Source organism: Mesorhizobium sp. B264B1B (assembly GCF_020165765.1).
Taxonomy (GTDB): Bacteria; Pseudomonadota; Alphaproteobacteria; order Rhizobiales; family Rhizobiaceae; genus Mesorhizobium.
In genome coordinates this window covers 109,374-122,186 of record NZ_JAIUIS010000008.1, presented here as the reverse complement: position 1 = coordinate 122,186, position 12,813 = coordinate 109,374, and the positions used below count along the sequence as shown (strand labels likewise).

At 63.7% G+C, this 12,813-nt stretch carries 15 protein-coding genes; 5 read left to right on the top strand and 10 right to left on the bottom strand.

Annotation, left to right across the window (positions count from 1 at the left end; genetic code table 11):
- Nucleotides 1-17 precede the first annotated feature (17 nt).
- Entirely contained in the window at nt 18-212 is a 195-nt protein-coding gene (locus LB547_RS17975; protein ID WP_140500525.1) for a DUF1192 domain-containing protein, read from the bottom strand.
- A gap of 121 nt (nt 213-333) precedes the next feature.
- Here LB547_RS17975 and LB547_RS17970 point away from each other — a divergent pair, with 121 nt between their 5' ends.
- From LB547_RS17970 to LB547_RS17960, 3 genes are all read left to right on the top strand, one after another.
- Nucleotides 334-1,344 (top strand): NAD(P)H-quinone oxidoreductase, encoded by a 1,011-nt coding sequence (locus LB547_RS17970; RefSeq protein ID WP_140500527.1) that lies wholly within the window; start codon nt 334-336, stop codon nt 1,342-1,344.
- Nucleotides 1,345-1,539: 195 nt separating this feature from the next.
- Nucleotides 1,540-1,680 carry a DUF1127 domain-containing protein gene (locus LB547_RS17965; RefSeq protein WP_140500528.1) on the top strand — a complete coding sequence of 47 codons (141 nt, stop codon included), beginning with the start codon at nt 1,540-1,542 and terminating at the stop codon, nt 1,678-1,680.
- A 324-nt stretch (nt 1,681-2,004) separates the two neighbouring features.
- Nucleotides 2,005-2,697 (top strand): DUF1013 domain-containing protein, encoded by a 693-nt coding sequence (locus LB547_RS17960; protein WP_140517606.1) that lies wholly within the window; start codon nt 2,005-2,007, stop codon nt 2,695-2,697.
- 65 nt (nt 2,698-2,762) lie between these two features.
- On the opposite strand, the gene LB547_RS17955 is transcribed toward LB547_RS17960, so the two are convergent.
- The 4 genes from LB547_RS17955 to LB547_RS17940 all read right to left on the bottom strand — a co-directional run bounded on the left by LB547_RS17955 (nt 2,763) and on the right by LB547_RS17940 (nt 4,904).
- Nucleotides 2,763-3,482, bottom strand: coding sequence for a helix-turn-helix transcriptional regulator (locus LB547_RS17955; RefSeq protein WP_140500532.1), 720 nt, complete (start codon nt 3,480-3,482; stop codon nt 2,763-2,765).
- An 80-nt stretch (nt 3,483-3,562) separates the two neighbouring features.
- The gene (locus LB547_RS17950; RefSeq protein WP_224655904.1) at nt 3,563-4,006 is read right to left on the bottom strand and encodes a hypothetical protein; all 444 of its coding nucleotides are present in this window, start codon (nt 4,004-4,006) and stop codon (nt 3,563-3,565) included.
- Nucleotides 4,007-4,061: 55 nt separating this feature from the next.
- Complete coding sequence (locus tag LB547_RS17945) at nt 4,062-4,652, bottom strand: DJ-1/PfpI family protein (protein ID WP_140517872.1); 591 nt, start codon at nt 4,650-4,652, stop codon at nt 4,062-4,064.
- 84 nt (nt 4,653-4,736) lie between these two features.
- Entirely contained in the window at nt 4,737-4,904 is a 168-nt protein-coding gene (locus LB547_RS17940) for a hypothetical protein (RefSeq protein WP_140500534.1), read from the bottom strand.
- A 309-nt stretch (nt 4,905-5,213) separates the two neighbouring features.
- On the opposite strand from LB547_RS17940, the gene LB547_RS17935 reads away from it, so the two are divergent.
- Together LB547_RS17935 and LB547_RS17930 are read left to right on the top strand one after the other, a co-directional pair.
- On the top strand, nt 5,214-6,161 hold the full coding sequence (locus LB547_RS17935; RefSeq protein WP_140517873.1) for a ring-cleaving dioxygenase: 948 nt from the start codon (nt 5,214-5,216) through the stop codon (nt 6,159-6,161).
- 97 nt (nt 6,162-6,258) lie between these two features.
- Nucleotides 6,259-6,438, top strand: a complete 180-nt coding sequence (locus tag LB547_RS17930) for a hypothetical protein (protein ID WP_181165425.1) — start codon at nt 6,259-6,261, stop codon at nt 6,436-6,438.
- A 63-nt stretch (nt 6,439-6,501) separates the two neighbouring features.
- On the opposite strand, the gene LB547_RS17925 is transcribed toward LB547_RS17930, so the two are convergent.
- From LB547_RS17925 to LB547_RS17905, 5 genes are all read right to left on the bottom strand, one after another.
- Entirely contained in the window at nt 6,502-7,218 is a 717-nt protein-coding gene (locus LB547_RS17925; RefSeq protein ID WP_140500537.1) for an SGNH/GDSL hydrolase family protein, read from the bottom strand.
- Nucleotides 7,219-7,316: 98 nt separating this feature from the next.
- A complete protein-coding gene (locus LB547_RS17920) occupies nt 7,317-8,048 on the bottom strand; it encodes a DUF899 domain-containing protein (protein ID WP_140517874.1) in 732 nt (243 codons plus the stop codon).
- Nucleotides 8,049-8,215: 167 nt separating this feature from the next.
- Nucleotides 8,216-9,241 (bottom strand): class I fructose-bisphosphate aldolase, encoded by a 1,026-nt coding sequence (locus tag LB547_RS17915; RefSeq protein ID WP_140500540.1) that lies wholly within the window; start codon nt 9,239-9,241, stop codon nt 8,216-8,218.
- Nucleotides 9,242-9,366: 125 nt separating this feature from the next.
- Complete coding sequence (locus LB547_RS17910) at nt 9,367-10,563, bottom strand: phosphoglycerate kinase (protein ID WP_140763777.1); 1,197 nt, start codon at nt 10,561-10,563, stop codon at nt 9,367-9,369.
- A 179-nt stretch (nt 10,564-10,742) separates the two neighbouring features.
- Nucleotides 10,743-12,626: a potassium/proton antiporter gene (locus LB547_RS17905; RefSeq protein WP_224655903.1), complete on the bottom strand. Its 1,884-nt coding sequence runs from the start codon at nt 12,624-12,626 to the stop codon at nt 10,743-10,745.
- Between the last annotated feature and the right edge of the window lie 187 nt (nt 12,627-12,813).

Sequence of the window (12,813 nt, the reverse complement as noted above, 5' to 3'; positions counted from 1 at the left end):
GGCGGGTCTTTTCGGCCTTATCCGCGGCGGAACAGCGCCTCGGCCGCGGATTTGGTGCTGTCCTTCGACTTGAGTTCAGCCTCCAACCGGGCGATCTCGTCACGCAGGATGCCGATCCGTTCCGACAACTCGCCGACGGAGAGCAGCGACAGGTCCTGCCCGATCTCGTGCGGACGCGCCTTCTTCTTGGGTTCGTCGTCGAAGATCGCCATTTGTGCTCCTCCTCCGCCATACCGATTGGCCATTTGCCTGATTTGCCAATGAGCATACATAGGGCAGGGGCGTCGATGCAAACAGCCGGCAAGAATGCGGCGAGGAAAGACGGGAGATTTCATGGCGAGCGGATCTAAAATTCCGGCAAGGATGACGGCCATCGCGATCTCCGAGCCGGGTGGGCCCAGGGTGCTGAAACCGGAGACGCGCGATGTGCCTGTGCCCGGTCCCGGCGAGATATTGATCAAGGTGCGCGCCGCCGGCGTCAACAGGCCCGACGTGCAGCAGCGGAAGGGCGCCTATCCGCCGCCGCCCGGTGCGTCGGACCTGCCGGGCCTGGAGGCGTCGGGCGAAGTGGCCGCGCTCGGCGACGAAATCTCTCGCTGGCGCCTTGGCGAGCGCGTCTGCGCGCTCACCCCCGGCGGCGGCTATGCCGAATATGTCAAGGTTCATGCCGGCAGCGTGCTGCCGCTGCCGGCCGGTTTCACCCACACGGAAGCGGCGGCCGTGCCGGAAAACTATTTCACCGTCTGGCACAATGTGTTCGAGCGCGGCGGCTTGAAGAAAGGCGAAACGCTGCTGGTTCATGGCGGCTCTTCGGGTATCGGCACAACGGCGATCCAGCTTGCATCGGCCTTCGGTGCCCATGTCATCACTACGGCCGGCAACAAGGAGAAATGCGATGCCTGCCTGAAGCTCGGAGCCGACCGGGCGATCAACTACCGCGAGGAGGATTTCGTCGCGGCGGTCAAGGAAGCGACGGGCGGCAAGGGTGCCGACGTCATCCTCGACATGGTCGGCGGCGACTATGTGGCGCGCAACTACGAGGCCGCGGCGGTCGAGGGCCGGATCGTCCAGATCGCCCTGCAAGGCGGCGCGGTGGCGAGCGCCGATTTCTCGAAAATCATGGTCAAGCGGCTTGTTCATACCGGTTCGACACTGAGGCCGCGCACCGTCGAGTTCAAGGCGGCGCTGGCAGCCGCGCTCGAAGCGCAGGTGTGGCCGTTGCTCGGCACGCGCCGGATCGCGCCCGTCATGGACATGATCTTCCCGCTTGCCGATGCCTGGCGGGCGCATGAGCGTATGGAGGAAGGCGATCATATCGGCAAGATCGTGCTCGACGTCGGCTGACGGCAACATTGCCGATGCCCGGCTGGCCGAGGCGGGCTCATACCCGCGACCCGGCCCCTGCCTGCAAGCTGAACAAAAGCTTAATGGTGCAATGCAGCATTTGCATCATTGCTATGCAAAATCAGCCATTCAAGTGCCGCTCGATGATGACTATTTGAGCATCATTGAAACGAACACCCCATTTGGAGGACTGACATGAACCCGATCCGCGCTTTCCGTAACTGGCGTATGTACAACGAGACCGTGCGCGAACTGAACCGCCTCAACGCGCGCCAGCTCAGCGATCTCGGCATCAACCGCGCCGACATCGAAAAGATCGCCCGCCAGGCGATCTGACTTCAAGAACCGCCCCGCCGCAAGGCGGGGTCGCAAAGCAGAGCCGCCGCAGACGCTTGCTCGTCGCCGGCTCCGAACCCGCCGGACCTGTCCGGCGGGTTTTGTCTTTCTGGACCCCAAACATATTCGCGGCACCATTTTCATGCCGCCCGTGATTGATCTGCCCCGGTGTGGTTGCCAGATCGACGGGCGTTCCCAAAAACGCCTTCCCAAAAACATTGCGGAACCGCCGGAGAGCGGTTATATAACCTGCGAATTTCCCATTTTGGTGGCTCTAAACCACCGCCCGCGCGGGAACGCGGGCGAACGAGAAGGATTTTTAAAATGGCCAATACGCTGCTGATGCCAAAGGCGACCGCTGTCTGGCTGGTCGACAACACCGCGCTTTCCTTCGAGCAGATAGCACAGTTCTGCGGGCTGCATCCGCTCGAGGTCAAGGCGATCGCCGACGGCGAATCGGCGCAAGGCATCAAGGGCATGGATCCGATCATGACCGGCCAGTTGACCCGCGACGAGATCGCGCGTGCCGAGAAGGATCCGAACCAGCGGTTGAAGCTTTCGGACCCCAAGGTGCGGGTGCCGGAATCCAAGCGCAAGGGGCCGCGCTACACCCCGCTGTCGAAGCGTCAGGACCGACCGAACGCCATTCTCTGGTTAGTGCGCAACCATCCCGAATTGAAGGACGCGCAGATCTCGCGCCTCGTCGGCACCACCAAGTCCACGATCGAGCAGATCCGCGAGCGCAAGCACTGGAACTCTGCCAACCTGCAGCCGATGGACCCGGTGACGCTCGGTCTCGCCTCGCAGATCGATCTTGACATGGAAGTCAACCGCGCATCGCGCGGCCGCGAGCAGGCACAGCCGGTCGGCGACACACTGCTGCCGGCGGCGCTGACCGAGCGCCTGGTTCCGGCTCCCGAAAAGCCGAAGGACGAGGATGCCGAACTCGACGCCAACGCCGTGTTCGCCAAGCTCTCGGCTCTGAAGTCGAAGGACAGGGATAACGACGAGGAGTAGAATTCTCGCGAACTCGACCGAAAAGCCCGCTTCGAGCGGGCTTTTTTACTTACGGGTTGGAGATCTCAGCTTCGCGCCGCACGGTCCGGCGCCATGCCGTAATCCTCGCTGCGTTCCACCGCCCGGTAAAAATCGGCGAGCTGCTTGCCGCGCTCCGGCTTGAAGACGCGGCCTGCGATGACCACCGAGGCGATGCGATCGATGCGGAAGGCGCGGAAATCGTCGCGCATCTCGCACCAGGCGACCAGTGTCCACACCTTGCCCCAGAACCAAAGGCCCAAGGGCCTGATGTCGCGGGCGGTGCCGCGGCCAGCTTCGTCCGAATAGTCGATGGTCAGCACCTGGCGCTTCTCTATGGCGCGCTCGATCAGGTCGATCGCTTCGCGCGCGGCGTCGCTCACCACCCACATCGGCGTGTGGATCTCGGTGCGGGCGATACGGTCCTTTTCGGCATCGGGCAGCACAGCGCCGATCTTGACCAAAGCCTCATCAGCGGCCCGGGCCATGGCCGCACCGCCAAAGGCACGCACCATGCGGGCGCCGGCGACCAGCGCCACGATCTCGTCACGCGTGAACATCAGCGGTGGAAGGTCGAAACCCTCCCTCATCATGTAGCCGACGCCCGCTTCCCCATCGATCGGCACTCCGGTCGACTGAAGGTCGGCTATGTCGCGATAGATGGTTCGCTCGGAAACCTCGAGCCATGTGCCAAGCTTCTGCGCGGTGACCAGACGGCCACCGCGCAAATGCTGCACGATCTGGAAGAGCCTGTCGGCGCGTCGCATCGTATGGTCCCTCGATGTTGTTCCTATGCATGTCGCCCAAAACCGGTTGGGCTGCATGCATCGTGTTCTTGCGCATGCCTTTATTCCGAAACCGCAGAACACTCGGCGGCATGCATCATGGTTTCAAGCCTTCGCACTTGCGCTGCGCGGCCACAAATTCCGCGCCGAAGGACAATTTCCTCGTTGTCGGCGTCATTGGCATCGAGCTCGCGCCAGAAAGGCGCGACATCGCTCAGCGTCATGCCGCGCCCGAGATACTCAATGGCTGCTTCGGCAACGGTACGCCGATGATAGCCGATCGCGACCGGGCATGTCACTTCGGCGCCACGTTCAAAGGGAAGCGCCGTGCGCAGCACGCGAACGTCCATCTCGACGCCTTCGGGAATCGAGCGGATGAATTCGTCGACCTGTTGCGCCGTCGGCACCAGCGTCGTCTGGTCTTCGACTCCATCTGCCACCGTGCGCGGGGCCGGTCTGATGCCGTTGACCCCCGGCGTGTTCAATCTGTCGGTCCAGCTCTTCATCGCTCGTCCTGTTCACCGCTCGCATCTATGGCATGGCGCTCCTGACACCATTCTGTCAGGAGGGTTCAGCATACTCCCTGGCGAACAGCGTCCGCATCTCGGCAAGTTCGCCGTTTCGTTCAGGATAGAGCGTCTTCAGGAAAGCCAGCGCGAAGGTGCCGGGCGCCGAACCTGGCGCGGAAACGATCTTGCCATCGGACACGGCATGCGGCACGTCCTGATAATTGTGATCGCCGGCATAGCCAGCAATGTGGCGGTTGATCCAGTCACGGCCATTGCTGGTGTGCCTCGCCTTCTCGAACATGCCGGCCCGGGCCAGCGCCAGCGTTCCAGCGCAGATACCGCCGACGACACCATCCCGCATCGCAACATCCCTGAGCAATTCCGCCACCTCGGGCGGCGCCTCGCCCGCCCATCGGTCGGAGCCAATGACGGCGATTGCATCGAGATCGGCATTTTCATCGGCGCCGGCCGAGCGGTCGGGCGTCAGCCGGAAACCGCTGATCCCGCTCACGGGCCTGCCATCGGGTGTCAGCGAAACTGCGCGGGCGCCGAACCATTCGACCGCCGAGGCGGCCAGCAGGCCATATTCCCAGTCGGCGAAGCCGTCTATGAAAAGAAGGCCGATTGTCTTCTGCTTGGGCATACGCTCGCTCCGTCCCTCGCGTGCCGGACTTATCATCTGGGCGTTGGGGCGCCTACATCCAACCGCTTTGCCGAAAAATTCGTCTCAATTGTCGCGAAGGCGACGTTCGGCATACATGTCCGGCCAGCCGATATCCTTGCGAATGTCCGCCGGCAGCGAGTTGATAAACCGCTGGGTGCGGATCTCGTTGCGCATCGTACGAATCTTGCCGACATAATGCTGCATGCCGCGCAGAATGGTGGAACCGGTCATGGCTAGTCTCCTCTCTGTGAATGAAGACAGTATCGCACACCCCTCCTGACAGCAGTCTGTCAGGAGGATGGCAGGGCCTGGATAATAGTTGCGATCGGTGCGTTATCCCTGTGAAGGTATCGTTTTCACTGCATCAGACCGCGGCCCGAAGCAGGTTTAGAAGGCCGAGATCGTTCACTAATGCATGCCTGGTCATGATCCATTGTTCAGCCTTTGGCGACGGACTGTCAGGATACGTGGTCTCCAGCCAGGGATCCGAAGTTCTGATATGGAAGGAGAAAATTCTTCCCCAAAAACAGGGAGACGACCATGAGCCTTCAACTGACAGGAATTCACCATCTGACCGCCATCACCGCCAATGCGCGTGGAAATCTTCATTTCTATACAAGGGTGCTGGGCTTGCGGCTGGTCAAGAAGACGGTGAACCAGGACGATACCTCAGCCTACCACCTCTTCTATGCCGATGGCGAAGCGACGCCGGGCACCGACCTTACTTTCTTCGACTGGCCGGTCGGCCGCGAGCGACGCGGCACCCACAGCATTGTGCGGACCAGCCTCAGGGTTGGTGGCCAGGACAGCCTTGCCTGGTGGAAGCAACACTTGACTGACGAAAATATCGTCACGAGTGAGATTGCCGACATCGGTGGCTACGCCAGCCTGGATTTCGAGGACCCCGAGGGCCAGCGTCTGCGCCTCGTCAGCGATGACGGCAAGGGCGACAGCCGCCCCTGGGCGCAAAGCCGCGTGCCGGTCGAACACCAGATCCGCGGGCTCGGGCCGATCGTCATCAGCGTTCCCGACCTCACCAATACCGAAGCAGTGGTGACGCAAGTGATGAACATGCGCAAGGTCCGAGACTATGCCTCGCCGGAGGGCCAGGTTCAGGTCTTTGAAATGGGCGAGGGTGGGCCGGCGGCGGAATTGCACGTCCTGGTGCAGCCGGGACTGGCGCCGGCAAGGCAAGGTGCCGGTGCGGTTCATCACGTCGCCTTCAGGGCGCCGGACCAGGAGACGCTGCATCAATGGACGGCGCGGCTGGCCGAATTCCGTCTGCCGTCGAGCGGCGAGGTCGAGCGCTATTATTTCCGCTCGCTCTATTTCCGCGAGCCGAATGGCATCCTGTTCGAGATCGCCACTGACGGGCCGGGGTTCACCGCCGACGAACCGCTGGAGACGCTGGGCGAAAAGTTGGCCCTGCCGCCATTCCTGGAATCGAAGCGCGCTTCGATCGAGGCCGGCCTCAAGCCGCTGAAGTAGATCGTTCCCCGATCAAAGGCTGGCGCCGCGTTCCAGTCCGGATCGCGGCGCCTATTTTATTCGAGCGACGAACGACGCGCTTTGACAGCCGACCGCGATGCTGGTCAAAGGCGGCATGTCGAAACTCCTCGCCCTCGTCATCCTTGGCATCATGGTCATCCAGTTGATCAAGCCGCTCGGCTGGCCGGGGCTGAAACGGCGCAGCGACTTCTGGAAGCTGGCGCTCCTGGCCATGGCGGCCATTTCGATAACGGCCGTGCTTGGACATTGGACGTAGCGCAGTTCCAGGAAGCCTGGAATGCGCAGGATGGAATATCGGGCCGGCACGAGCCGGCGGCAATCACTCTTCGATCACGCAGCCGACGAGGTGCTCGGCCCAGGCCCGGTAACCGGCTTCCGATGCATGAAATCCGTCCGAGGCGAAGCCGGCTTCGGGATTGGTGATCGGCAAGCGCGGCGCCGGCACCGCACCGCGTTCGAGGCAAAGACGTTTGCCCATCCGGTTCATCTCACCGGCGCGAATTTCCAGGATCTTGCCGAGCAGCGGCGGCATGGCTGGCGCTTGCGTGAACTCCAGCACAGGAGACCACACCACGCGGGCCTCAGGCCATTTAGCGCGCAGGGCGTAGAGCAGACCGCCGAACGCCCTCTTGAAGCGGGGCACGGAGTGGAAATTCTTGGTGTCGTTGGTGCCAATGGCGAGCACGATATGCGTCCACGGATCGGCCGAGAGATTGGGCAGGACGTGGTCGCGGATCTGCCCCGACGTCGCCGAATTGAACCCGGCGGCGCGCCAGCGCACGGCGCGGCCGGTTCGCTGCGAGATCAGGACGGCCAGCTGCGCGGCCAGGCCATTCTCGGATTTTTCGATGCCGACCGAGGCGGCGGAGGAATCGCCCAGCACCAGCAGCCAGACCGCCGGCTGGCCGCCGGCGATCTCATGCATGACCGGGCCTTGCGCGGGCAGCATGCGCGAGGTGCGTCGGCGTACGCCAAGCCCTTGCCAGACATAGACAGGGAAGGCGAGCCAGGTGAGGAGAGCCGGAAAGCGTCGCATCGAGCAGCAATTAACGCATGTTGCGCCGGAGGTGAACGATCCTTGCACCGGTGGCGGACGCCTTCAAGCGTCCAATGTTCGATGGGATCGCTGAATGCCTAAGCCCTGTCCGCTTGCGACCTGTTTCCATACTGGTCATGCAGCCGCACCCAGTCCATCAAGGTTCTATAAGGCCCGGTCTCGTCGCGGCCTTTCGGCGCAAGGTCGAGATATTGATAGGCGCCGATCAGCTGTTCGCTGCCGCGGGCGCGCGACATGAAGGTCAGGAAGATGTCGCCGGTCTCGTCCCGGTAGAACACGGTGGTGCCCGGCAGGTCTTTCGATTTCAGAACGGGCGTCTCGAAATTGTAGATCGCTTCACCGGATGCGATCTGCTTGTCGGTGAACGACACCTGCATGTCGAAGTTGAAGTCCGAGGCATAGGATGAGACCCAGTCGAATTTCCAACCCATGCGCTCTCGGTAGGGCAGCAGCTCGGCGAGCGGCGCGCGTGACACCGCGACAAGCGACACGTCATGGTGTCTCAGATGCTGATTGGCACCGTCCATGTGGTCGGCGACGAACGCACAGCTTTCGCAATGATGGGTCGACCCGGGCCCGAACACGAAATGATAGACGATCAGTTGGCTGCGGCCGGCGAACAGTTCGGCCAGGCATCTTGGACCCTGCTCGGTTTCGAAGACGTAGTCCTTTCTCACCTTCAGCCAAGGCAGTTCGCGCCGTTCCGCCGCGATGCGCTCGCGAAATCGCGTCAATTCCTTCTCGCGCGCCAGATGCGCTTTGTGTGCCCGGAACCAATCCTCGCGTGAAACGACCTTGTTGCGATGCATGAACCTCTCCCTGGCTTCATCCCAAGGACGTTCGGGACGGGCATGAGCCGACATCGCGCCGGCTGCGCTGGAGAGAAATAGGGATGGAGGCGCTTCATCCCAAGTCCGGCGGAGCGCAGCAAAACCCGGGCGCATGGCCCGGGTCCGATAGAGACGGAAAACCGTGGTCAGGCAGCCTGCTCCAGGCTCGGCTTCCATTGTCCAAGCGCCGCCAGGTGGTTCATGTGGGCACGGTGGGTGAAGGCGGCCTGACCCGCGGCAACATTGGATGCCTTGCCGCTCCAGGCCTTCTGCGGGGCAGCCTGCAGGGCGCGGCCATAGGAGAAGGTCAGCTTCCACGGATGCGGGCCGATGGCGTTGATGGCGTTGAGGTTGGCGGTCGCTTCCTCGTCCTCCTGGCCGCCGGAGAGGAAGGCGATGCCCGGCACCGCCGCCGGCACGGCCTCACGGAACAGTTTTATGGTCTTTTGCGCGACCTCTTCAGGGCTGCTCACCGCGCCCGACTTCCTGCCCGCCAGCACCATGTTGGGCTTCAGGATCGTGCCCTCGAGCACCACCCGGGCCGCGTAGAGCTCGTCGTAGAGCTTCGTCAGCGTCGCCCTCGAGATTTCATAGCACGTGTCGATGTCGTGGGCGCCGTCCATCAGCACTTCCGGCTCGACGATCGGCACGATGCCGGCTTCCTGGCAAAGGGCCGCATAGCGGGCGAGCGCATGGGTGTTCGCGCTGATCGAGGTGACCGACGGCACGCCCTTTGCCTTGTCGATGTCGATCACGGCACGCCATTTGGCGAAGCGGGCGCCGAGCTTGTAATAGTCGGCGAGCCGCTCGCGCAGGCCGTCGAGGCCCTCGGTGACCGTGTCGCCGGGAAAGCCGGCCAGGGGCTTGGCGCCGGCATCGACCTTGATTCCGGGGATGGCGCCTGAAGCCTTGATGATATCGACCAGCGGCGTGCCATCGGCCGCTTTCTGCCGAATAGTCTCGTCGTAAAGGATGACGCCGGAAATATACCTGGTCATGGCGTCACTGGTGCGGAACATCATCTCGCGGTAGTCGCGCCGGCTGTCCGCGGTCGATTCGACGCCGATGACGTCGAAGCGCTTCTTGATGGTTCCCGAGCTTTCGTCGGCGGCCAGCAGGCCCTTGCCGTTGGCCACCATCGCGGCGGCAATGTCTTCGAGACGTTCGCTCATCGTGCTTCTCCTTGACGGTGTTGTTCTGCGCCTGACAGGACACTACCGCCAAAGGAATGACGCCGGAAAGCTCCAATCGATCGAAAGTCCCGGCAACGCCGCGCGCTCGCCTCGAGTTGATCGTCTCAATGCTTGAGCACGTCGACGCCCGGCAGCGGCTTGCCTTCCATCCATTCGAGGAAGGCGCCGCCGGCAGTCGAGACATAGGTGAAATCGTCGGCAACCCCGGCCTGGTTGAGCGCCGCCACGGTATCGCCGCCACCGGCCACCGAAACCAGCTTGCCGGCCTTGGTGCGCGCCGCCGCATGCCTGGCTGCCGCCATCGTCGCGCGATCGAAGGGTTCGATCTCGAACGCGCCGAGCGGCCCGTTCCAGACCAAGGTCGCGGCGCGGTCGATCCAGTCGGCAACGGCCCTCACGGTCTTTTCGCCGACATCGAGGATCATGCCATCCGCAGGCACGTCGGCGATGGCCACGGTTTCGCTGGCCGCGCCCCCCTTGAATTCCTTCGCCACGACGCCGTCGACGGGCAGGATGATGGCGCAGCCGGCCTCGGCCGCCTCGGTCATGATCTGCTTGGCGGTAGCGGCGAGGTCGTGCTCGCACAGCGACTTGCCGACATCGGTGCCGCGTGCGGCGAGAAAGGTGTTGGCCATGCCGCCGCCGATGACCAGCGCGTCGACTTTCTTGACCAGGTTCATCAGCAGGTCGATCTTGGTCGAGACCTTGGCGCCGCCGACCATGGCGACCACCGGGCGAACAGGATTTCCAAGGCCCTTCTCCAGCGCTTCCAGTTCGGCTTGCATGGTGCGGCCGGCAAAGGCTGGCAACAGATGCGCCAGTCCCTCGGTCGAGGAATGCGCCCGGTGGGCAGCGGAGAAGGCGTCGTTGACGAAGATATCGCCATTGGCGGCGAGCCGTTCGGTGAAGGCCGGGTCGTTCTTCTCCTCGGCCTTGTAGAAGCGGGTGTTCTCGAGCAGCAGCACGTCGCCCTTGTTCATGGCGGCGACCGCGCTTCCCGCCGTGTCGCCGACGCAGTCGCCGGCAAAGCCCACGGGACGGCCAAGCACCTCGGCCGTCGCCCTGGCGATCGGCTCCAGCGAGAATTCCGGCGAGGGACCGTCCTTGGGCCGGCCGAAATGGGCGAGCAGGATGACCTTGGCGCCCTTGCCTGACAATTCAGCGATGGTCGGCGCTATGCGTTCGATGCGGGTCGTGTCGGTGACCTTGCCGTCAGCGACGGGAACGTTGAGGTCGACGCGCACCAGCACGCGCTTGCCATTGATGTTGCCGATATCGTCCAGTGTCTTGAAGCTGGCCATGCTGGTTCCTTTCGCTGAGAAATCGCCGGGACCATACCCCGCACCGACGACGATGCAAGACTTGGCTGGGGAGGGCGCGAAATTTTCAAGGCGAAGGCGAAGGCGAAGGCGAAGGCGAAGGCGTCGACGTCGCGAAGCGTCACGGCAGGCGGATGGGTGCGGCGCAAAGGATCGCCGTGTCAGCTTTCGGTCGTTGCCTTTTCCACCGCCGGCTCGGTTTTCTCGTCTGCGCGTGCGGCGGTGATCGGTGTTTCCACCGGCTTGCGCCAGGTCTGGACGAAGGCTTTGATCCGGTCGGCGATCTCGCCGGCGCTGAGGAAGACCGGTACCCGCGCCCCGGGCGCGGTCGGTTCGAAGGAGAGGCCCAGGCCTGTGATCCTGCCCTTGTCGTCGACGTCGCGCACGATCAGCTCGATCGGGCCGATCAGCACGCGGTCGGCATATTCGGCATGGCCGCCGAGCCGCGCCGTGACCAGGGCGCCGACGGTGAGCTTCTGTTCCGCCTCGCTCAGGCCCGGCGCGTATGCGGCTTCCAGTTCGGCAGCGGAACGCGCCGGATCGACGGCGAAGGCGCCGAAGAAATCGGCGTCCTCGGGGTCGACGACGGCGCGGCTGGCGAACAGCTTGTCGAGCAGGCGTGGATAGCGGTCCGGCACGAAGATGTAGACTTGGTCGCCGGCGGCAAGCCTGCCCATGTCCTGGAAACGCATCGAGCGTCCGTCGCGCAACACCAGCGAGGGCCGCGCCCAGCGAGGGATGCGCTCGCCGCGCGCCACCGGGCTGCCCGGCGCGACGCGGTAGGCGAGGAGTTCGTGATGGGCCGAGCCCGGCAGTTCGAGCTCGACCTTGTCCAGAGGTCCGAGCCGCGCCGGCACGATCAGGCCGAGACGGCGCGCCAGCGGACCAACGGTCCAGCCCTGGATGACGAGTGACACCAGGACGATGATGAAGGCGGCGTTGAAGATGGTGCGGCCATTCTCCAGCCCGCCGAGCAAGGGAGTGATGGCAAGCAGGATCGAGACGGCGCCGCGCAGGCCGACCCAGGAAACAAACGCGACTTCGGGGCGCGGCAGACGAAACGGGACCAGGCAAAGCCAGACCGCGATCGGCCGGGCGACGAACATCAGGAACAGGCCAAGCAGCACCGCCGGCACCATGATCGCCGGGAATTGCGAGGGCGTCGCGAACAGGCCGAGGATCAGGAACATGATGATCTGCGCCAGCCAGGACATGCCGTCCTGGAAGCGCTTGAGGATGGTGACGGCGCGGATGTCGGAATTACCCGCGATGAGACCGGCAAGATAGACCGCCAGGAAACCGGAGCCGCCGATGGCGCCGGCGGCGGCGAAGACCATCAGCGATAGGGTCAGCACGAAGATCGGCAGCAGGCCATGGTCGAGATTGAGCCGGTCGACGAGGCGCACGATGGCGAGGCCCCCCAGCACGCCGACAATGGCGCCCAGGCCCATGTTAATGAGGAAGCCGAGGACGAGGTTGGTGACCAGGACATTGGCCTCGGGGTCGGCATGGGCGGCTATGATCTCGACCAGGGTGATGGTCAGGAAGATGGCGATCGGATCGTTGGTGCCGGACTCCACCTCCAGCGTGGAGCGCACGCGCTCGCGCAGATTGATCTCGCCGGCGCGCAAAAGGAAGAACACGGCGGCCGCGTCGGTGGAGGCGACGGCGGCACCGAGCAGGAAGGATTCCAGCCAGGTGAGATCGAGCATATAGTAGGCGGCGGCGCCGAACAGGCCAGTGGTGAGGATCACGCCGAATGTGGCCAGAGACAGCGCCGGCCCGGCTGCCTGCCGCAAGGCATTGAGAGGCGTGCCGAAGCCGGAATCGAACAGGATCACCGCCAGCGCCAGTGAGCCGGCAAAATAGGCGATGCGGGCGTTGTCGAACTCGATGCCGAGGCCATCGGTCCCGGTGGCGAGCCCGATGCAGAGAAACAGAAGCAGCAGCGGTGCGCCGAAGCGGAAGGCGATCAGGCTCGAAAACGCGGCGACGACGACAAGCGCGGTGCCCACCAGCGTGACGAGATAGATCGCATGCTCCATCCGTGACTTGTCCCCTGCCTCTTCTCTCGATTCAAGGAAGAGTGGGGCGAAGGCATGGCCGGCGCAAGGCGGGAGAGCGGTTTTTTGGGCCGAAGCCCCACAACTTCGTCGTCCTTGGGCTTAGCAGGAGCGAAGCGACGCGTTGCCGAGCACTCCGACGAAAACGCCCGGACGAAACCGGGCGTTT